Annotated in this window: 17 protein-coding genes, 1 pseudogene and 1 riboswitch; of the genes and pseudogenes, 14 read left to right on the top strand and 4 right to left on the bottom strand. The window is 66.6% G+C overall.

All coding sequences use genetic code 11. From position 1 onward, the window contains the following. Positions 1 to 93 precede the first annotated feature (93 nt). Positions 94 to 179, bottom strand: a riboswitch (ZMP/ZTP riboswitch). Positions 180 to 222: 43 nt separating this feature from the next. From purU to AS031_RS13195, 4 genes are all read left to right on the top strand, one after another. Continuing rightward, entirely contained in the window at positions 223 to 1,083 is an 861-nt protein-coding gene (gene purU / locus AS031_RS13205; protein ID WP_058268621.1) for a formyltetrahydrofolate deformylase, read from the top strand. 82 nt (positions 1,084 to 1,165) lie between these two features. Continuing rightward, positions 1,166 to 1,510, top strand: a complete 345-nt coding sequence (locus tag AS031_RS20190; RefSeq protein ID WP_228379639.1) for a class I SAM-dependent methyltransferase — start codon at positions 1,166 to 1,168, stop codon at positions 1,508 to 1,510. Beyond that, positions 1,450 to 1,878, top strand: a complete 429-nt coding sequence (locus tag AS031_RS13200) for a methyltransferase domain-containing protein (protein WP_257122388.1) — start codon at positions 1,450 to 1,452, stop codon at positions 1,876 to 1,878. The genes AS031_RS20190 and AS031_RS13200 overlap by 61 nt, the downstream gene beginning before the upstream one ends. 40 nt (positions 1,879 to 1,918) lie before the next feature. Beyond that, a complete protein-coding gene (locus AS031_RS13195) occupies positions 1,919 to 2,446 on the top strand; it encodes a gamma carbonic anhydrase family protein (protein WP_058268620.1) in 528 nt (175 codons plus the stop codon). Between the two features lie 4 nt (positions 2,447 to 2,450). Here AS031_RS13195 and AS031_RS13190 read toward each other — a convergent pair whose 3' ends face one another. Both AS031_RS13190 and AS031_RS13185 read right to left on the bottom strand, forming a co-directional pair. After that, entirely contained in the window at positions 2,451 to 4,184 is a 1,734-nt protein-coding gene (locus AS031_RS13190) for a flavin monoamine oxidase family protein (protein WP_176716543.1), read from the bottom strand. 54 nt (positions 4,185 to 4,238) lie between these two features. Next, positions 4,239 to 5,756 carry an amino acid permease gene (locus tag AS031_RS13185; RefSeq protein WP_058268619.1) on the bottom strand — a complete coding sequence of 506 codons (1,518 nt, stop codon included), beginning with the start codon at positions 5,754 to 5,756 and terminating at the stop codon, positions 4,239 to 4,241. A 103-nt stretch (positions 5,757 to 5,859) separates the two neighbouring features. Here AS031_RS13185 and AS031_RS13180 point away from each other — a divergent pair, with 103 nt between their 5' ends. Continuing rightward, the gene (locus AS031_RS13180) at positions 5,860 to 7,509 is read left to right on the top strand and encodes a PucR family transcriptional regulator (protein WP_058268618.1); all 1,650 of its coding nucleotides are present in this window, start codon (positions 5,860 to 5,862) and stop codon (positions 7,507 to 7,509) included. Positions 7,510 to 7,513: 4 nt separating this feature from the next. Here the strand turns inward: AS031_RS13180 and AS031_RS13175 are convergent, their stop codons facing one another. Continuing rightward, the gene (locus tag AS031_RS13175) at positions 7,514 to 8,308 is read right to left on the bottom strand and encodes a nitrilase-related carbon-nitrogen hydrolase (protein ID WP_058268617.1); all 795 of its coding nucleotides are present in this window, start codon (positions 8,306 to 8,308) and stop codon (positions 7,514 to 7,516) included. Between the two features lie 205 nt (positions 8,309 to 8,513). Here AS031_RS13175 and AS031_RS13170 point away from each other — a divergent pair, with 205 nt between their 5' ends. The 4 genes from AS031_RS13170 (at position 8,514) to AS031_RS13155 (ending at position 13,875) form a co-directional block, all read left to right on the top strand. Next, positions 8,514 to 9,704, top strand: a complete 1,191-nt coding sequence (locus AS031_RS13170; protein ID WP_058268616.1) for an ROK family transcriptional regulator — start codon at positions 8,514 to 8,516, stop codon at positions 9,702 to 9,704. Between the two features lie 131 nt (positions 9,705 to 9,835). Beyond that, the gene (mmsA, locus tag AS031_RS13165; protein ID WP_058268615.1) at positions 9,836 to 11,398 is read left to right on the top strand and encodes a multiple monosaccharide ABC transporter ATP-binding protein; all 1,563 of its coding nucleotides are present in this window, start codon (positions 9,836 to 9,838) and stop codon (positions 11,396 to 11,398) included. A 44-nt stretch (positions 11,399 to 11,442) separates the two neighbouring features. Beyond that, on the top strand, positions 11,443 to 12,726 hold the full coding sequence (gene mmsB, locus AS031_RS13160) for a multiple monosaccharide ABC transporter permease (protein WP_058268614.1): 1,284 nt from the start codon (positions 11,443 to 11,445) through the stop codon (positions 12,724 to 12,726). Between the two features lie 51 nt (positions 12,727 to 12,777). Beyond that, positions 12,778 to 13,875 carry a substrate-binding domain-containing protein gene (locus AS031_RS13155; RefSeq protein ID WP_058268613.1) on the top strand — a complete coding sequence of 366 codons (1,098 nt, stop codon included), beginning with the start codon at positions 12,778 to 12,780 and terminating at the stop codon, positions 13,873 to 13,875. Between the two features lie 92 nt (positions 13,876 to 13,967). Here the strand turns inward: AS031_RS13155 and AS031_RS13150 are convergent, their stop codons facing one another. After that, a complete protein-coding gene (locus tag AS031_RS13150) occupies positions 13,968 to 15,464 on the bottom strand; it encodes a pectate lyase family protein (RefSeq protein ID WP_058268612.1) in 1,497 nt (498 codons plus the stop codon). Between the two features lie 242 nt (positions 15,465 to 15,706). On the opposite strand from AS031_RS13150, the gene AS031_RS13145 reads away from it, so the two are divergent. The 5 genes and pseudogenes from AS031_RS13145 to AS031_RS19960 form a co-directional block, all read left to right on the top strand. Next, on the top strand, positions 15,707 to 17,152 hold the full coding sequence (locus AS031_RS13145) for an ABC transporter permease (protein WP_058268611.1): 1,446 nt from the start codon (positions 15,707 to 15,709) through the stop codon (positions 17,150 to 17,152). Positions 17,153 to 17,154: 2 nt separating this feature from the next. Continuing rightward, positions 17,155 to 17,859, top strand: coding sequence for an ABC transporter ATP-binding protein (locus tag AS031_RS13140; protein ID WP_058268610.1), 705 nt, complete (start codon positions 17,155 to 17,157; stop codon positions 17,857 to 17,859). 110 nt (positions 17,860 to 17,969) lie between these two features. After that, positions 17,970 to 19,043 carry a Gfo/Idh/MocA family protein gene (locus AS031_RS13135; protein ID WP_058268609.1) on the top strand — a complete coding sequence of 358 codons (1,074 nt, stop codon included), beginning with the start codon at positions 17,970 to 17,972 and terminating at the stop codon, positions 19,041 to 19,043. A 456-nt stretch (positions 19,044 to 19,499) separates the two neighbouring features. Then, complete coding sequence (locus tag AS031_RS13130) at positions 19,500 to 20,165, top strand: hypothetical protein (protein WP_228379632.1); 666 nt, start codon at positions 19,500 to 19,502, stop codon at positions 20,163 to 20,165. Between the two features lie 86 nt (positions 20,166 to 20,251). Further along, positions 20,252 to 20,572, top strand: a pseudogene (locus tag AS031_RS19960) (hypothetical protein); the annotation flags it as partial.

The following is a 20,572-nucleotide window of genomic DNA, read 5'->3' as shown; positions in this document are numbered from 1 at the left end:
GCACTCCCGCGCTGCCTTGATGACAGTGCGCGGAAGCGTTGGCATGGCGCTGCTGTGCTGACGAGGGCGCAGCCCCATTTCCGGCAAAACATGACCCTCGGCCCAGGCGTACGATCCGTGGTCTTCGTGATTGCCGCTCCCTGGTGGTTAGCCACCCAACGCCAGTTGCGACCACACCAGACTACCAAAACCGGCACCGGCTGCGCGGGTAGGCTATGACGCGTGAATGAAGAGCAGCTGAACCAAGCGTATGTCGTAACCCTGTCCTGCCCGGACCGCCCCGGAATCGTCCACGCCGTGGCCGGCGCCCTGCTGGTGGCAGGAAGCAACATCGTGGATTCGCAGCAGTACGGCAGCCCTGCCACCGGCAACTTCTTCATGCGGGTGGAAGTGACCACCGCCGCGCCTGCCTCGGAACTGCGGGCGGCCCTGGAGCCTGTGGCGGACGCCTTCGCCATGCAGTGGAGCCTCAACACGGTCGGCGAGAAGGTCCGCACCCTGGTGATGGCCAGCACCTCGGCCCACTGCCTTAATGACCTGCTGTTCCAGCAGCGCTCCGGAACCCTGCCCATCGAGATCCCGGCCATCGTGTCCAACCACCAGGACCTGGCCGGGCTGGCCGGGTTCTACGGCATCCCGTTCCACCACATTCCGGTGACAAAGGACACCAAGGGGCAGGCCGAGGACAAGCTGCGGGCGCTCATCGCCGAGCATGAGATCGAACTGACCGTGCTGGCGCGTTACATGCAGGTCCTTTCCGATGAACTGTGCACCGACCTGGCCGGCAAGGCGATCAACATCCACCACTCGTTCCTCCCGTCCTTCAAGGGGGCCAAGCCCTACCACCAGGCGCATGCCCGCGGCGTGAAGCTGATCGGCGCCACGGCCCACTACGTGACGGCCGCCCTCGACGAGGGGCCGATCATCGAACAGGAAGTCATCCGGGTGGACCACGCCCGCACCGCGGAGCAGTTCGTCCAGATGGGCCGCGACGTGGAAGGCCGGACCCTGGTCCAGGCCGTGCAGTGGCACGCCGAGCACCGGGTGCTGCTGGACGGCAACCGGACGGTGGTCTTCAACTAGGTAGCAGTAAGTGCCGTTTTGGGGCCCCAGAACGGCACTTGGCGCTACTCAGTTGGGTGCGCCGGTGGCCTAGTCTGAAGTCATGCAGGGCATCCCGGACTCCGCGGACCACGAGGCCGATCTTGCCGTGTTTTACGACCGGCACTCGGCAGTGCCGACCACCCGGGCCAGCACCCGGCACCGCGTCGAATGCCGCGAGTGGTTCATCCGCCTGCTCAAGGCCGAACACCGGCACTCGGTCTTCGAACTTGGCTGCGGGACCGGCATCGAGGGCCGCGAGTTCATCCGCGCCGGCCTCCACTACTGCGGTGTGGACTGTCCGGGGAAAGCGTCCGGCTGGCCCGCGCCAAAGGCCTTGAGGCCAGCGTGGCCAGTGGACGGAACCTGCCGTTTCCGGATAACTCCTTCTCCGCTGCCTGGTCAATGAGCACCCTGCTGCACGTGCCCAACAGCCGCATCCACGACGTCGTCCATGAGCTGGTACGGGTGAGCGCACCCGGCGCGCCCATCGCCGTCGGACTCTGGTCCGGCGAGGATGTCGAAGTCCTGAACCCGGAGGACGACGAAGAGCCGCGGCGGTTCTTCAGCCGGCGCAGCGACGACGCCGCCCGGGAGATATTCGGCGCCCACGGCGACGTAGAGCATTTCCGGACCTGGCCTGAAGGCGTGGGGGACGAGTCCGGCCCCGGGAACGGTGCCTGGAACCAGCACTATCAGTTCTTGGTCCTCCGCACCCCTTCCTCCCCCAACCAGGTAGCGCCAAGTGCCGTTTTGGGGCCCCAAAACGGCACTTAGCGCTACTCAGTTGGGTGTAGGGGTGGCTTAGGGTGAAGCCATGGCACCTCTCTACCCTTTCGGCGGCAACTCCCCGGCCGTCCACGAAACAGCCTTCATCGCCCCCTCGGCCTCGATCATCGGCAATGCCACCCTTGGCCAGGACGCCAGCGCTTTCTACGGCGTCTCGGTCCGGGCTGACACCGCCGCCATCACCGTGGGCGCCGGCAGCAACCTGCAGGACAACGTGGTGCTGCACGCCGACCCCGGCTTTCCCTGCACGGTGGGCGAACGCGTCAGTGTGGGGCACGCCGCCGTCGTGCACGGCTGCACCGTTGAGGACGACTGCCTCATCGGCATGGGCGCCACCGTCCTCAACGGGGCGGTCATCGGCACCGGCTCGCTGGTGGCGGCCGGTGCCGTGGTGCTGGAGGGAACCGTCGTTCCGCCGCGCTCACTGGTGGCCGGGGTGCCCGCCAAGGTGCGCCGCGAACTGACCGATGAGGAGTTCGACGGCGTCCGCGCCAACGCGACGCGTTACGTAGAGCTCGCGGCGAAACACCGCGAACTGCACGCACAAGGGCACTGAGGGGCTAATCCAGGCTTATCGGGCCGATCTCGTCGAGAAGGTCGCCCGGTCCCGGGTTGCCCGGTGCGGAGGAGCCGCCCAGGTGCTTCACCACGCCCCACACCGCGTTCAGCCCGGTGGTGACGGCGCCCTCGGCCCACCCTGCGGTGAAGGAGACGTCGTCGCCGGCCAGGAAGATGCCGCGCTGGGATTCCGGCAGCTTGTCCTGCTTGAAATGCGTGAACAGCCGCTGCTGGTAGCGGTAGTGGCCCGGCAGGTTGGCCTTGAAGGCGCCCATGAAGTTGGGGTCGGCTTCCCAGGACACGGTGATGGGCTGGCCCACGATGTGGCCGGCGATATCCACCCCGGGATAGATCTGCTCCAGTGAATGCAGCATCAGCTCCACCCGTTCGTCGGCGTCCAGCGCCAGCCACTTCAGGGCGTCGTCGTTCCACGTGTACGAGAGCAGGATGACGGCCGGCTGGTCCGGGCCGTTGTCCAGCAGGTAGGTGGCCCGGTTCAGCCTGTCAGTCAGGGTCATGGACAGGACCTCGCGCCCGGTCTCCGGGTCGATATCCTTCCAGAACGGCCGGTCCACCATCACGAACGTCTTGGACGACTGCATGTAGTGCGATTTCTCCATGGCGGTCCAAAGCTCTGCCGGGAACAAGGCCTCCTCGGTGTGGATCCGGGTGGACAGCAGCCAGGACTGGCAGGTGGTCACGACGGCCGGGTAGCTCGCCTCGCGCCCCCAACGCTCACGGACGCGGAGGTTCCCATCAGCGTCGCGGCTGATCTTTCCGACGGCGCCGCGGGGCGAGCCGGAGTGCAGCGACGCCAGCGAGGTGCCGGCTGGCCAGTGCACCAGGTCCGACGGCGCGTGCTGCCACAGTGCCTCGGGGAGCCGCTGCGCTCCCCCGCGGATAAGCCGGTGCCGGTCGTCGGCGTCCGTGTAGACCACCCGCAGGATTTCCAGGATCGAATTGGGGAAGTCGGTGTCCCAGCCGCCGGTGCCGAAGCCCACCTGGCCGAAGGCTTCCCGGTGTGCGAACCCGGCTTTCTTAAAGGACTCGCTGGCAGCGATGAAGCCGTAGAAGGTCTGCTCGTCCATCAGCGGCAGCATCTCGTTCCACAGTTCCTTGATCCGTGCGGTGTCGCGGGCCCGGATGGCGTCCTGCATGTCACCGAACTTCGCGCCGTCGTTGACCGCCGCCTTCCAGGCGTCCGCCACCTCCCGGAAGAACGGCGGGAGCTCGTCCGGCTTTTCGGCGTAGTGCTTCCGGCCAGCCAGTTCTATGACCGTGCTGGACGTTGCCTCGGCGAGCGGGTTGGGGAAGTCCTGCGTTTCCAGGCCCAGCAGGTCAACGTAGTGGTAGAACGCCTTGCCCGAGACAGGGAATCTCATGCCACCAAGGTCCGCCACCACGCCCGGGGCCGCCGGGAAGGCTGCGGTGCGGAGCCGTCCACCGATCCGGTCAGCCTCGTACACCACCGGGCGCAGGCCCAGTTTCATCAGTTCATAGGCGGTAACCAGGCCGGACAGTCCTGCTCCGATCACTGCCACTTCGGTGCCCAGCAGTTCCTCCGGGACGGAGCCCAGCCCGTCAGGGTGGTTGAGGTAGTGGTCGTAACTGAACGGAAAGTCCGGGTTCAGCATGGTGATGGGGGCGGCCTGGCCGTCCTGCCCGCGGGGCGGGCCGTCCGGCAGGCTGGAGGTGCTGGACGGGTGGGAGGCGGGAAGCTCGGTGGCGGTGGTCATGGATTGCCTGCCTTTGCGTTGGCTGCTTGGGGGTGTGAAGGTTCGACGGTGGCGTCAGGGGGCTGCGGTCGTTGACGGGCGGGGCGCGGCGGCGAGTTCACGGTATTCCGTCTCGTCCAGGGCTGCCACCTTGGAATTCCGCCGGCCGTAGCCGAAGTACGCGGCGGTCCCCACCAGCATCCAGGCCGCAAAGGTGATCCAGGTTTCGGCGCCGAGGTTGGCCATGAGGTAGATGCACATGATGGCGCCGAGGATGGGGGTGAACGGGAAGAACGGCACCCGGAAGGTCCGCTCCAGTTCGGGCCGCGCCTTGCGGAGGTAGATAACGGCTGCGTTGACCAAGGCAAAGGCGAACAGGGTGCCGATGCTGGTGGCGTCGGCCAGGGCGCCCAGCGGCACCAGCCCTGCGGTGAGGGCGACGGCGACGCCCACGATCAGGGTCCCGGCAGCGGGCGTCCCGGTGCGGCGGGAGACGCGGCTGAAAATGGCGGGAACCAGTCCGTCGCGGGACATGGACAGCAGGATCCGCGTCTGCCCGTAGAGCACGGTCAGGACGATGCTGGCGATGGCCAGGACGGCCCCGACGGCGAAGACGAGGGCGATCCAGGGCTGCCCGGTGATTTCCTCGAGGATCTTCACCAGCGCGGCCTCGGTTCCGTCAAACCAGCCCCATGGCCGGGCGCCGATGGCCGCGACGGCCACCAGGACGTAGATGGTGGTGACGATCAGCATGGAGAGCATGATGGCGCGGGGCAGGTCGCGCTTGGGGTTGCGGGCTTCCTCGCCGGCCGTGGAGGCGGCGTCGAAGCCGATGTAGGAGAAGAAAACGCGCGACGCCGCGGCGGAGACTCCGGCGGCGCCCATGGGCAGCAGCGGGTCGAAATTGCCGGCGCTGAACGCGGTGAAGGCGATGGCGCAGAAGAGGAGGAGGATGCCCACCTTGACTGCCACGATGGCGGTGTTGATCCAGGCGCTTTCCCGCGCGCCGCGCACCAGCAGGACGGTGGCGAGGACCACGATCACCATGGCCGGGATGTTGACCATGCCGCCGTCGCCGGGCGGCTGGGAGAACGCATCCGGCAGGACCGTGTCGAAGACCGCGAGGGTTTCGTTGACGTACTGGCCGGCGCCGACGGCGACGGCTGCCACGGACACGGCGTATTCCAGCACCAGGCACCAGCCGCAGATCCAGGCCATGCCCTCACCCATGGTGGCGTACGTGTAGGAGTAGCTGGATCCGGAGGCGGGCACCAGGCCGGCCATCTCGGCGTAGGACACCGCGGACAGGAGCGCCGCCAGGCCGGCGATCGCGAAGGAGATCCAGATCGCAGGGCCTGCCAGCGGCACGGACTCGCCCAGGATCACCAGGATGCCGGTGCCCAGTGTGGCGCCGACGGAGATCATGGTCAGCTGCAGCACGCCAAAGCTGCGGACCAGCCGCGGTGCGCCGTTTCCGGCGTCCGGTTCGGCTGCCAGCAGCGCCATCGGCTTGCGCCGGAGCAGTTGCTTGCCCAGCGCGGGACGGCTGCCCTGGCGGCCGGACACGTGGCCCGGAAGTGTAGGCACAGTCATCGTCGACGTCCCTTCGTCTTGGTGGATGGTTGGATTCCCCACCCCAGCGTAGGGGTGTGAGCGGCATCTCAAAGGTGTGCAAACTGACCTATAGTGATCACCCATGAGACACAATGCACCACCAGCCCAGGAGCTTCAGGACACACTTCCGGACCAGGGTGCGGTGACACTGGGACGCTTCCTGGCCGCCCTTCCCGAGGGAATCGCGCTGGTGCACGACGCCGGCAACAGCCAGGTGCCCCTGCGCTGGGTGGAGCCCAGTGAACTTGAAGACCCTACCCCCTACCTCATTGACGGCGAATTCGTCCTCACGGCCGGACTTCCGTTCCTGCAGCCCGGCCCGGGCAGCGGTCATGGCGGAACAGGAGGCAACGCCCTCCGCGCGGGAGACACCGCAGTGGACCCTGATTTGGCGGACGAGTATGTGGCACGGCTGGTGGATGCCGGAGTGGCCGCCCTGGGCTTCGGGCTGGAGCCGTACTTCGAGGCCGTACCTGAAGGGCTGGCCACGGCCTGCCGGCGCCGGGGCCTGACACTGGTGGAAATCCCGGCCAGCATCCCGTTCGCGGCGCTGGGCCTGGAATTCTCCAAGCTGCTGGAATCCGGCAACGCCCAGGCGTTCCGGCAACTGGCGGAAACCAACCGCCACCTGATGCGGGCAGTCCTTTCGCCGCGGCCGGAACACGAACTGCTGGCGGCGCTGGTTCAGAAGGTCCCGGCCTGGGCCGCCTTGTTCGGTCCGGACGGCAAGGTGCGTGCCAAGTCGGGCGCCGTCGTCGAACTCTCCGCACTGCAGCCCCTGGTGGGAAAGCTGCTGGCCGGCAGCGGTCCCCGGGTGGAGACCGAGGCGCTGCCGGAACCCGGCCAGGGCCTTGCGGTGGGGCATCCCCTTCGCAGCAGCAGGGACGCCACCCTCGGTGCCCTGGTGCTCGGGGCGGACCAGCCGCTGACTCCGGCGCAGAACAGCGTGGTGTCCTCGGTGGTGGGACTGCTGGAGCTCCTTGTCCGGCAGAGGACCAGCGGCTCGCTGGCTCCGAGCCAATTGGCCACCGCCGTGCTGCTGCACCCGGAGAGCCTGGCGGGCGGCAGCACCCGGGAGCTGAACGGCATCCGGGACCTGCTGGCCCAGAGTATCTCCGGCACGCGGACCGGATCAGTGCGGGTGGTCCAGGGAGTCCGGCTGGAGGCAGCCGGGGCGGACGGGCCGGTCCGTGAACTGCTTCAATGGCGGCGGATCTTCGACACGAAGCTGGTGGAACTCACCGAGTACGGCTTCGCTGCCATCACGCGCCTGAAGGTTGACGAGCAGCTGGCGGCGGAGATGAAGCAGCTGGGCTGGGGCATGGTGGTGGGCAGACCGGCCGAACTCCCTGCCCTGCCGTCCGCCTACCGCCAGGCAAGCGCCCTTCGCCCCCGCGTGCTGGCCACCGGCGGGACCGTGCGGGAGGAAGACCAGGCCTGGACCGTCGCCGGGTTGCTCGGCGGCGGCGCCGGAACCCTGCTGGCCGAGAGGCTCCTGGGACCGGTCATGGCCATGGAACCCGACCGCCGGGACAGCCAGCTGCGGCTGCTGCGGTCGTGGCTGGGAGCCAACGGCAACTGGGACGCAACGGCCAAGGACCTGGGACTGCACCGCAACAGCGTCCGCCGCCAGGTCAATGCCCTGGCCGGGCTGCTGGACCTGGACCTCGGCGAGGCAGCCAACAGGGCTGAACTGTGGATTGCCCTGCAGTTCGTGGGCGCCGGGACGTGACCGCTCAGGCTTCCCAGCGGCGGTAGAGGTCCGGCCGCCGCTCCGCAAGGTAGGGCACCCCGGCACGCTCCCGGCGCGGAGCATCAGGATCCACGTCCGCAAAGACCAGGGACGGCTCTTCCGCCGCCTCCGCCAGCAGCTTGCCGTCCGGACCTGCGACGACGCTGCCGCCCAAGAACCGGCACCCATCCTCCACGCCGCAGTGGTTGGCGTAGGCAATGGCCAACTGGCTTTCAAGGGCGCGGGCACGGACCAGGAGCCGGGGTACGTCGTCGAACCCGTGGGCCAGCGCCGTAGGCACCAGGAGGAGTTCGGCGCCGCCGGCCGCTGACGCGCGGACAGCCTCAGGGAATTCCACGTCGTAGCAAATGACCATGGAGGTTCGGATTCCCTGGAAGTTCACGACGGCAGGTGCTTCGGCTGCGGGGGTGAAGGCGGCGCGCTCATCCGGGCCGAAGAGGTGCACCTTGCCGTACTCGAGCAACGCTTTGCCCTCCGCGTCCAGCAGTGTGGCACTGATCTGCCACTCCCCTTCCGCTGTGACGCGGGGGACGCTGTAGACCAGGCCGATGCCGTGGCGGCGGGCGATGCCGGCCAGCCGCCGGTGAAGTGCGGGCAGCGCCGCGGGATCCAGGCCGGACCGTACCCGCCGCGGGGCGTACCCCACGGGGAAGAGCTCAGGGGTGACAAGGACGGCCGCGCCGGCGGCTGCCGCGTCACGGGCCGCCGCCTCCACCACGGCGCAATTGGCGTCTAGATCAAGGACCGCAGCGTTCGCCTGCAGGAGTGCCAGCAGCACTGCTACCACCTTTGTTGTCCGGACGGGCCCCCGGGCGGGGACCTTGCTTCCAGCCTAGCCACCCGGCCGGTCCGCCCGGCGGGACCTTTTGCACCACCACCGGCGTCCGCCGCACCAAAGCGCCCTACCCACTCCGTGGCGCCGCTAAACGACTCATGCGTTAACTTCTTGACTACAAGAGAGGTGATAGGGCAATCTTCTTAGCATGTCCGCCACCCCGCGCTCAACGAGGAGCAAGCCCAAAAATCCCGGCTCTCAGTCCGCCCTGCGGCAACTGAACCAGCAGCGGATCATCGAAAGCCTCATGGGCGGCCCCTCCACCCAGGCCGAACTGGCCCGGCAGACCGGCCTGTCCACGGCCACAGTCTCCAACATCGTCAAGATCATGCTCGATTCCGGCCTGGCGTCCACCGAACCCATCACCAGTTCCGGGCGCAGGGCACTGAACGTGCGGCTCAACAGCAACGGCGCGGTAGCGGTGGGAATCGACTTCGGCCGGCGGCACCTGCGCGTCGTGCTGGCATCCCTGAGCTACCACGTGATTGCGGAGGAATCGGTCATGCTTCCGCTCGGCCACCAGGCGGAGGAGGGCATCCGGGCTGCGGTGGCCCTGCTGGACAAACTGCTGGCGGAGAGCGGGACGGAACGGGCCTCGGTGGTGGGTGCCGGCGTCGGAATTCCCGGCCCCATCGACCGGCGCTCCGGGACGGTGGCGCAGGGTGCCATCCTCCCCGAATGGGTGGGCATCAACATCCTCCAGCATCTTGAGGAAACCTTGAGAATCCCCGTGTTTATTGACAACGACGCCAACCTCGGGGCGTGGTCGGAGGTCACCTGGGGACAGCACACGGGGGTCAGCAACCTCCTGTTCATGAAGATCGGTTCGGGCATCGGTGCGGGCCTGATCCTCAACGGCGCGCCCTACTACGGCAACGTGGGAATCACCGGCGAAATCGGTCATGCAACCATCCACGAGCAGGGCCTTGTCTGCCGCTGCGGCAACCGCGGATGCCTGGAAACGATCGCCTCGACCACCACCATGATCGAACTCCTCAGCCGCGGCGAGGACCGCCCACTCACGCCCGCGGACATCGTCCGCAAGGCCCTCAGCCGGGACCCGGCCACGCTGCGGGTGGTGGATGACGCCGGCCTGGCCGTGGGCCGGGCGCTGGGCAACGTGGCCAACCTGATCAACCCCGAAGTGATTGTGGTGGGCGGTCCCCTGGCAGGGTTGGGCGACCTCCTCCTGGACCCCATCCGGCGTGGACTGATCCGCCATGCCGTCCCCGTGATTGGCGAAACAACCACCCTGACCATGTCCTCACTCGGCGACCGCGCCGAGGCGCTGGGGGCGGCGGCGCTGGTGTTCCAGCACGCCGGGATCCGCAAAACGTAGACCGTTTCGTTATCCAGCAATTGCGTTCAAGACTTGACGACAATAGCTGTGATCCAGTTTACTTTTGGATCAGACGGCCCTGCGCTTTGCCGGCCGGACAAAGAAGTCATTGCATTGGAGGGTTAGGGCACATGACGTCCCAGACCACGCAGACGGAGCCGATCATCCTCGAGATGCGGTCCATCACCAAAGAATTCCCCGGCGTTAAAGCCTTGGCCAATGTGAACCTCCGGGTGAAGGCCGGCGAAATCCACGCCATCTGCGGCGAAAACGGGGCCGGGAAGTCCACCCTGATGAAGGTCCTCTCGGGCGTGTACCCCTACGGCAGCTACGACGGCGAGATCGTTTACCAGGGCGAGGTCCAGCAGTTCAAGGACATCCGGGCCAGCGAGCACGCCGGGATCGTGATCATCCACCAGGAACTGGCGCTGATCCCGGAACTGTCCATCATGGAGAACATCTTCCTGGGCAACGAACCCACCAAGCGGGGGATCATCGACTGGTCCGAGGCGCGCCTGCGGTCCCTGGACCTGCTGGCCCGCGTTGGCCTCCGCGAGGACCCGGACACCCCCGTCAAGGAGATCGGCGTCGGCAAGCAGCAGCTGGTGGAAATCGCCAAGGCCCTGAACAAGTCCGTGAAGATCCTCATCCTGGACGAACCCACCGCCGCGCTCAACGAATCCGATTCCCAGCACCTGCTGGACCTGATGCTGGGCCTGAAGGCCAAGGGCATCACGTCGATCATCATTTCGCACAAGCTCAACGAGATCGAGCAGATTGCCGACTCGATCACCATCATCCGTGACGGCAAGTCCATCGAGACCCTGAACGTCAAAGCGGACGGCGTGGACGAGGACCGGATCATCAAGGGCATGGTGGGCCGGACCCTGGAGTCCCGCTTCCCGGACCACACACCCAAGATCGGGGAAGTCTTCTTCGAGGTGAAGGACTGGACGGTGGGGCACCCCAACGTCCAGGACCGCCTGGTCTGCAAGAACTCCAGCTTCTTCGTCCGCCGCGGCGAGATCGTCGGCTTCGCCGGGTTGATGGGCGCGGGCCGCACCGAACTGGCCCGGTCCGTCTTTGGCCGCTCCTACGGCCGCTTCATTGACGGACACATATATAAGGACGGCAAGGAAGTGACCCTGAAGTCGGTCCGCCAGGCCATTGACGCGGGGCTGGGCTACGTCACGGAGGACCGCAAGAGCCTGGGCCTGAACCTGCTGGATGACATCAAGACCACCACGGTGGCCGCGAACCTCCGCAAGATCAGCCGGCACTCGGTGGTGGACCCCAACCAGGAGTTCACCGTCGCCGAGCAATACCGCAAGTCCCTGCGCACCAAGACCCCGTCGGTGGAGGAAGGCGTGGCCAAGCTGTCCGGCGGCAACCAGCAGAAAGTGGTCTTGGCCAAGTGGATGTTCACGGACCCCGACCTGCTGATCCTGGATGAGCCCACCCGCGGCATCGACGTCGGGGCCAAGTACGAGATCTACGGCATCATCCAGCAACTGGCCAACCAGGGCAAGGGAGTGATTGTCATTTCCTCTGAGCTTCCCGAACTCCTGGGCCTGTCCGACCGCATCTACACCATCTTCGAAGGCACCGTCACCGGTGTCCTCGACAAGGATGAGGCCAGCCAGGAAAACCTGATGAAACTGATGACCTCCAACCCCAACCGCAAAGCCGCCTGACCCCTGGACCACCTCCAGAACTTCCGGACCCAAGGACTGACACCATGAACGCCCTCAAAAAGCTGTTTGGCGGCAACACCCGCCAATTCGGCATGATCTTCGCCCTGGTGGCACTGATCATCTTCTTCCAGGTCGCCACCGAAGGCCGGACGCTGACGCCCGGCAACGTCATCAACCTCTTCAACGGCAACTCCTACATCCTGATCCTGGCCATCGGCATGGTCCTGGTCATCATCGCCGGGCACATCGACCTTTCCGTCGGTTCGGTCGCCGCATTCGTTGGCGTCACGGTTGCCCTGGCCATCCGCGACTGGGGCATTCCCTGGTGGGCCGGCGTCCTGCTGGGCCTCGCACTGGGTGCTGTCATCGGCGCCTGGCAAGGCTGGTGGACTGCCTACGTCGGCATTCCGGCCTTCATCGTCACCCTGGCCGGCATGCTCCTGTTCCGCGGGTTCAACCAGTTTGTGGGCAAGTCCAACACCATCCCGGTGCCCAACGACTTCCAGTACCTTGGCTCCGGCTACCTGCCCGAGGTGGGACCGAACACCGGCTTCAACAACCTCACCCTGCTCCTCGGCATCGCCGCCGCAGCCTTCGTCGTGTGGGGCGAGCTCCGCACCCGCTCCCGCGCCAAAGCCCTCGGCGCCGAGGTTCCGGAGACCTGGGTGACCATCCTGAAGCTGGTCCTGGTGTGCGGCGCCATCCTCTACGCCACGTACCTTTTCGCCACCGGCCGCCCCGGAACCTCGTTCCCCATCCCCGGCCTCATCCTCGCCGTCCTGGTGCTGCTGTACGGGTTCATCTCCTCCCGCACCATCCTGGGCCGGCACGTCTACGCAGTGGGCGGCAACCGGCACGCCGCCGAACTCTCCGGCGTCCAGTCCAAGAAGGTCAACTTCCTGGTGATGATGAACATGTCCATCCTGGCCGGCCTGGCGGGCATGATCTTCGTGGGCCGGTCCACGGCCTCGGGCCCGTTCGACGGCGTCGGCTGGGAACTCGACGCCATCGCCGCAGTCTTCATTGGCGGCGCGGCGGTCACCGGCGGTGTAGGCACCGTGGTCGGCTCCATCATCGGTGGCCTCGTCATGGCAGTGCTGAACAACGGCCTGCAGCTGCTCGGCGTCGGCGCCGACCTCACCCAGATCATCAAGGGCCTGGTGCTCCTGATCGCCGTAGCCTTCGACGTTTACAACAAGAGCCAGGGCAAGAAGTCGATCATCGGCCTCCTGACCCGGAACATGGGACGCTCCGGCGGCGGTCCCAGCAGCCCCATCCAGCCCGACGAAACTACCTCCACCAAGGAAGCGATCGCCAGGGAAGCCTGAGCCTTGCAGCCTGAACAGCGGTAACCACCACAAAGAAAGAGAAAACCAACTATGCGAATGTTTGGTAAAGCAGGAAAGGCCGCAGCGGTAGCTGCCATCGCAGCACTGGCGCTGACGGGCTGCGGCCGCTCGGAAAGCCCGTCCGGCGGCGCAAGCGGCGGTGCAGGAGGATTCGAACAGAACTCCTCCATCGGCGTCGCGCTTCCGCAGAAGACCAGTGAGAACTGGGTCCTGGCGGAGAAGCTGTTCAACGACGGCCTCAACGGTGCCGGCTTCAAGGCCGACGTCCAGTTCGCCAACGGCGGCGTGTCCGAGCAGCAGAACCAGATCAGCGCCATGGTCACCAAGGGCGCCAAGGTCATCATCGTGGGCGCCATTGACGGCTCGCAGCTGGGCACCCAGCTCAAGCAGGCCAAGGACGCCGGCGCCACCATCATCGCCTACGACCGGCTGCTGCTGAACACCGAGAACGTGGACTACTACGTGGCCTACGACAACTTCAAGGTCGGTGAACTCCAGGGCCAGGCGCTGCTGGACGGACTCAAGGCCAAGAAGCCCAACGGCCCCTACAACGTCGAGCTGTTCGCAGGCTCCCCTGACGATGCCAACGCAAAGGTCTTCTTCGACGGCGCCATGAGCGTCCTGAAGCCGAAGATCGACGACGGCACCCTCAAGGTGGTCTCCGGCCAGACCAACTTCGAACAGGCAGTGACCCAGGGCTGGAAGGCTGAGAACGCCCAGCGCCGCATGGACACCCTGCTCACCGGCAGCTACACCAGCGCCAACCTGGACGGCGTCCTCTCCCCCAACGACACCCTGGCCCGCGCTGTCCTGACCTCCGTCAAGGCCGCCGGCAAGCCGCTTCCGGTTGTCACCGGCCAGGACTCCGAGGTTGAGTCGGTCAAGTCCATCATGGCGGGCGAGCAGTACTCCACCATCAACAAGGACACCCGCAAGCTCGTCGAGCACGCCATCACCATGGTGAAGGACCTCCAGGCCGGAAAGACCCCGGAGATCAACGACGACAAGTCCTACAACAACGGCACCAAGACCGTTCCGGCCTACCTGCTGGAGCCGGTCATCGTCACCGCCGCCAACGTGAAGACCGCCTACACGGACGATCCGGTCCTCGGCCCGATCACCAAGTAGCACATCAACAACGGAAACAGCCCGGTCCCCTCACGGGGGCCGGGCTGTTTTCCTTCGTCCGGATTCCTGCAGCTGTTGAGGCCGGGGCTCCGCTACTGCTTCACCGTGAGCACGCCAGGGCCGGTGAACCGGAGGGCGTGGTTCCGGACGGCCTGCGGTGTGCTGAAGGCCTTGTAGCTGTAGATGTCGGCAGGGTTCCAGCCGACATCCGTGGTGAAGTCCCAGCCGGTCCAGTCCGGCGCGGCAGTGCCCGCGGCCTCCGCCTCGGCGATGGCCTCGGCCCGGTTCCCCTCAAACGACGATTTGGCGATGGCGTTGAGGTCGGCGGACTGTCCGTTGTACCAGGAGCCCGTATCGCTGAAGCGGTGGCCGTTGTAGCTGCTGACCATGATGGACGGATCGGCGCCCGGTCCGGTGAAGTCGAAGGCGTTGTGCTCGGAGAATATCCGGGACTCGTACCCCGCGCCCAGGAAGTAGCTGCTGCCACCCTGGGCTTCACTGACCAGCGGGTAATGGGGATCATCCGTGCTGCCGGTGAAGTAGTTGTTGACCACGTGCACCTGGCCGAATCGCACCCGTGGTGCCCGCTGCTGCAGGTTTTCGAAGTAGTTGCCGATGTAGCTGACGCGCAGCTTTCCGCCGTCCTTGTCCACGTGTTCGTCGCCGGAGCCCAGCAGCATGGTCTTGTCGTGGTTGGAGAGCCTGCTGTTGGAAATGGTCACGTAATCCGTGCCGTCCTTGAGGTCCAGCAGGCCGTCGTGCCGGTTCGCCGGCTTGCCGTTGGGTCCACGCGGCGCTTCGCTGTCGGGGAAGCGGCCATCGGACAGCCGCACGTGGTCGATCCAGAGATGGTCGGAGGTGACCGAGGAAACGGCATCGAACCGGGCGTTCCAGGCACCGTTTCCATCATCGGGCGACCAGGTGGTGAAGTAATCGACCGGGGCCTCCACGCTCAGGTTCCGCAGCACCACGTTGGTGGCACTCAGGATCACGATATTGGCGCCCACGAAGCCGGCGTCCGGGCCCAGTCCCACCACCGTGGTGTTGCTGGGGATGCTGACCTCGATCTGGCGTTTCATCTTGTTGCTTCCGGTCTGCCGGAGCTGGCGCTGCTTCTTGCAGTACTCGAAGGTCTGGTCGCTCCACACTTTGCCGTCAGGGCCGAAGCAGGAGACGTACTTGGCAATGTCGTAGCCCGGCGCGTAGTCCTGCTCGCCGAGGATGCGTCCGTCCGGCGCCTGGTTGCCGTCGACCGTCCCCTTGATATAGACGATCTTGGGCGCCATGGGCTTGCCGTTGTTGGCCAGGGCAGCTTTCAGTTCGCTGAGCGTGCCCACCTCGTACCGGCTTTCGGCCGGCGCACCGGCACCGCCGTTGGTGCCGCGTCCGACGGCGGCCCAGCCCGTGGGTGCAGCATCATCGGCTTTGATCACCCCGCCGCCGGTCGGCGCGGGCCTCGCCGTTGCGGGTGCCGCCACGGCGAGGCCCGCCGCCAGTGCCACGGCAGCGGCCGATGCTGCGATGGCGGCAGGGCGTCGGAGCCGGCGGGGAGTGGAGGGACGTGGGGTATCGCGTTTCAGGGACGTCATTGGCCTTGTTTCCGGCATGCCAAACAGACCACATGCCTTGATGGGTGCGGATAAAAAAGGAACCGGAGACGCTCAAGAAATCGGTTTCTCAGCGGTGTTTCATTTCTACGTTGATCTGACGCACGCCGTCAAGGGGTCTTCACAGCCCAAACACAGCTTCGGCCGGATTCCTGCACAGGATGGACCGCGAGTGTGGTTCCGACGCCGGCCTTCCGGGCCGGCACCTGAACCATAGGAGTAACGTGAGCGTCCTTGCCCGGAGTGTAGGCAACGCCTTCAGAAACAAGGTCCGCACGGCAGCCGTCGTTGCCGTGCTGGCCGTCGCGATCGGCCTGGCACTGGCCATGCTGGTGGCCAACCAGGCCGTCGGCGCGAAAGTCCAGGAGCTCAACGCTTCCGTGGGCACCGTCTTGACCGTCAATCCCGCTGGCGGGCAGGGCTTCGAAGGAGGCGGCGAGCCCCTCAGCACCGAACAGGCAGCCACCGCGGCATCCGTCCCCAACGTCAGTGCCGTCGTCGGAACCTCCTCGCTCCGGCTGCGAAACGCCACTGAAGCTGCCGCGCAGGCTGCGTCCGGAACCCCGGCAGGCGCAGGAGGCCAAGGCGGTCCGGGCGGCCAGGCGGCAGCCACCCTGACCACCAGCCTCACCGCCGCGGTGGACGCCGGGACACTCGGCAACCGCAACCAGGCCAGCGGCACCACCGGCTCCACAGGAACCACCGCCACCCAGCCGGCACGGTCCCTGCCCATCACTGCAACAGGCATCGGCGCCGAAGTGGACACCACCGGCAAGGCGCTGACTATCACCGAAGGCACAGGCTTGGGCGACTACACCGCCGAGTCCACGAACGCCCTCCTGGGCACCACCCTCGCGGAGAAGAACAACCTCAGCGTGGGTTCCAGCTTCACCATCAACGACCAGGCGTACACCGTCGCCGGCCTGTTCGACGCCGGCACCGCCTTCGGCAATAACGCCGTCTACGTCACGCTTCCCACCGCGCAGACCCTTGCCGGGCTCCCTGATGAGCTGTCCAGCATGATCGTCACGGTGAATTCGCTGGAGAACGTCGATTCCACCAAGACGGCGCTGCAGGACGCCCTCGGCGCTGACAAGGCGGACGTCACCCAGGGGCAGAACCTCGAGACCGCCGTCAGCTCCCTGGGCAGCGTCAAGAACATCTCCTTCACCGCGTTCATCGCGGCGCTGGGCACAGCCGGGCTGATCATCCTGCTGATCATGGTCATGCTGGTCCGCGAGCGCCGGCGCGAAATCGGCGTCCTTAAGGCCATCGGCGCCCCCAACCGCACCATTGGCCTGCAGTTCGTCCTCGAGGCCCTGGTACTGGCGGCCCTCGGCAGCGCCGTGGGCGCCGTGATCGCCGCCTTTGCCAGCAGCGGCATCGCTTCTGCCCTGATCAGCACCAACAGCACCAGCACGACGGCGGCCGGCACCGCCGGCCGCGGCATGCCCGGGGCGATGCCCGGCGGCGGAGCCGGCTTCCCCGGCGGACAGGGCGGCCCTTTTGGCGGCGCGTCCCAGCTGCTGACCTCGGTCACCGCCAGCGCCTCCCCCGGGATCATCGCAGCCGGTATCGCGGCGGTATTCGGTGTAGCCATCATCGGCGCCCTGGTCCCCGCGCTGCTCACCGCGCGCATCCGTCCCATCGAAGTCCTGCGAGGAGAATAGCCATGATTGAAGTCAAGAACCTGGTCCGAACGTTCAACTCGGGCGACCGCACCATCAAGCCGGTCAACGATGTCAGTTTCGTCCTCGGGCAGGGCACCCTGGCCTCGATCGTCGGCAAAAGCGGCAGCGGCAAGAGCACCCTGCTGTCTCTGCTCGGTGCGCTGGACAAACCCACCAGCGGAGACGTCGTCGTGAACGGCGTGAGCCTGGCGGGCATGCCGGACGCCAAACTGACCCAGTACCGCCGAAGGGACATCGGGTTCGTGTTCCAGCAGTTCAATCTGATCCCGAACCTCTCCGCCGTGGACAACGTTATGCTGCCCATGGAATTTGCCGGCATACGCAAGGCGGCCCGGAAGCAGCGCGCCAAAGACCTGCTGGAACAGGTGCAGCTGGCGGCGGACAAGCACGACCGCCGCATCAACCGGCTTTCAGGCGGTGAGCAGCAGCGGGTGGCGATTGCCCGGGCCTTGGCCAATGAACCCAAGCTCATCCTCGCCGATGAGCCCACCGGGAACCTCGACGAGCAGACCGGTGACCACATCATCTCGCTGCTGAGCGCTTTGAGCCAGGACCACAACACCACCATCCTGGTGGTCACCCACGACCGTGCCCTGGCCAATAAGACAGACCGCAGGTTCCGGCTGCAGCAGGGCAAGCTGACCGAGGAACAGGTCCACCGGGCAGCGGTGCCGGCCACCGCCTGACATGAGGCAGGCAGCCGGGCGGGGCCGGCGTCGTGCTCTCCCCCGGCGCCTCCCCGAGGGTGGCGGGCCATCCCGCAACATGCGGACACGGCTGTGACAGGATGGCTCCCATGAGTGCGCCCATTGCTACGCCGTGGCTGTCCAGCCAGTCCGACACCGACCCCCGCTCTGCCACCGGCAGGACCCTCAGGTGGGGCATCATCGCCACCGGCGGCATCGCACGGTCCGTGGCGCAGGACCTGGCCTTGCTGGCCGACGCCGAACTCCACGCCGTCAGCTCCCGTGGGCAGGCCACCGCCGAGGCCTTCGCCGCCGAATACGGCGTCATCAAGGCGTACGGGGACGACGACGGCGTGCACGGCTACGAGCGCCTGCTCGCCGATGAGTCCGTGGACGTGGTCTACGTCGCCACGCCGCACGCGCAGCACCACCGGATTGTCCTGGCGGCGCTGAAGGCCGGGAAGCACGTCCTGTGCGAGAAGGCTTTCACCATCAACGCGCGGGAGGCGGAGGAACTGATCCGGGTTGCCCGGTCCGGGAACTTGTTCCTGATGGAAGCGGTGTGGAGCCGGTTCCTCCCGGGAATGCAACGGGCCTTCGAGATTGCCGCGTCCGGGGAGCTCGGCGACATCCACTGGGTCACTGCCGACCTTGGCTTCCCCGCCCCGTACTCACCCACCTCCCGGCTGTGGGCACGCCAGGACGGCGGTGGGGCGCTGCTGGACATCAGCGTGTACCCGCTGCTGTGGGCACTGGGAACGCTCGGGTTCCCGCAGACCGTCAGCGCTGCCGGTTTCGTGAATGACGACGGCGTGGACAGCCAGAACGCGCTCACATTGGGCTACCACCACGGAGCCCAGGCGCAGCTGACGTCCTCGCTGCTGGCCCACGGTCCGCGCACTGCCACCGTCGCCGGCAGCCTCGGCTTCCTGCAGAGCGTCGGCTCCATCAACAATCCGCGCGAACTGGTGGTGGCCCAAGGGTGGAACGAACGCCGGACCGAGCGTTTCGACGTCGTGGGCAAAGGCTATGCATATGAGCTGCGGGAGGTCACCCGGTGCATCCAGCAGGGGCTTCCGGAGAGCCCTGTCATGCCCTTGGAGGACTCCCTGAACACCATGCGCCTGTTCGACGGCGTGCGGGCGCAGCTGGGTGTCAGCTACCCGAACGACAGCCACGGCTAAGCCGGAGAGCAGACAGGGCCGGCCGTCCGGAGTCCTTCCCGGGCCCGCAGTGCACATTTGTCACTTTGTTTTCATCTGCCTCTGGACTTCCGGCGATAAGCAGCCTTAGGATTTTGTGCAAAGTCTTTTGGACCGGCACTGGGGGTGGTACACATGGCTAACGCTCGTTCGCCGTGGCGCGCCCTGCGACCTGTCCTTCTTGCCGGAGCCGCTGCCGTTGGATGGTTGACACTTTCCTCAACAGCCGCCTCGGCAGACACCCTGTCCGAGACATCGTCGGTGCTGGGCGGAGTGACCAGTTCTGTGTCCTCCTCTGTCGCTTCCGTGACTGACAAGCTTTCGGGCCCTGCCCCTGCTGAGCGCCCATCCAGCACGCCGGCCCCTCCGGCCGGGCTGCTGCAGCCCGTGGTAAGCCAGGTTTCTGCCGGCGCGGACAGTCTTGTTGCATCGCTGCCCGTGGTCAACCAAGTCGTTCCCGGCGGGACTGTCTCCACCGTCACGGCACCGGTTGTAGAAGCCGTTGACGGCACCGCGGCCACCGTGGTGGAGAGCGTCGTTCCGCCGGCAACAGCGGCCCTTCCCGTTCTTGAGCCAATTCTGGAACCGGTCTCGGATGTGGTGACCGGCTCCGCACCGCTCCCGGTCCAACTCCCGGAAATTCCTGCTGAGCCGGGTCCGGAAACCCTGCCGGTTGTGGATGTGGTGGCCCCTGCTGCTTCAACCGCTGATGGCCCGGATGCGGAGCCAACTACCGCCGATAAGGCTTCGGTTGCAGCTGAAACGGGTGCCGCGGATGACACCGCGGCCTCGGTAATCGCGTCAGCGGCAGGCCCGGTTGCCCCGGCAGTTGACCTTGCCAGTACATCCTTCGCTGCATCACAGGCTTCGGCCGCCGAGGATGCGGCTGCCGAAACCACCAATCCCTCCGAGCCTGCGCCGGCCCCGGCCGCGCCCGGGTCCGCCAGCGGCGGCAGCAGCCAGTCCTCCGGTGCCGCCGGATCAGCGGCATGGTTGAGCTGCGAAAACTTCGAACACTTCCTCCAGGGCGTTCTCCTGCCCTGGAGCTTCTCCGCGCATGTCCCCTCGCCGGTGTCATTCGACCCCGGCTCTTCGCCTGACTAGTTGAATGCCGGCTGCCTTTCTGTGGCAGCACGTGGCCTTATGGGCAGCTGAACCAGCGCCCTACTTCAACTTCAGGAGAAACCATCATGAGTTCCACCCTTCGCAGGGGGCTGCTTGGCACCCTCTTTGCCGGCGGGCTGCTGGCCTTTGGCTGCACGTCAGCCAATGCCGCAGACACCACCACTACCTCCGGACCGGACCTTTCCGTGTCCGCCCTGATCTCGGCGGCGGCGTCCGCTGATACGGCGTCGTTGGGCCTGCTGGGTGACCCAACGCCGTCGGATTCAGCGGGCGTCGCAGCCGTAGTCGATGCCAACGTCAACCTCGGCACCGGCACCGGCACCGCAGCAGACGGCACCACCGCACCCGACCTCGCAGTCGCCGCGGACGCCGTCGTAGACCTCGGC

This window comes from Pseudarthrobacter enclensis (genome assembly GCF_001457025.1).
Lineage (GTDB): Bacteria > Actinomycetota > Actinomycetes > Actinomycetales > Micrococcaceae > Arthrobacter > Arthrobacter enclensis.
Note: the sequence above shows the minus strand (reverse complement) of the source record. Positions and strands in the feature narration are given on the sequence as shown.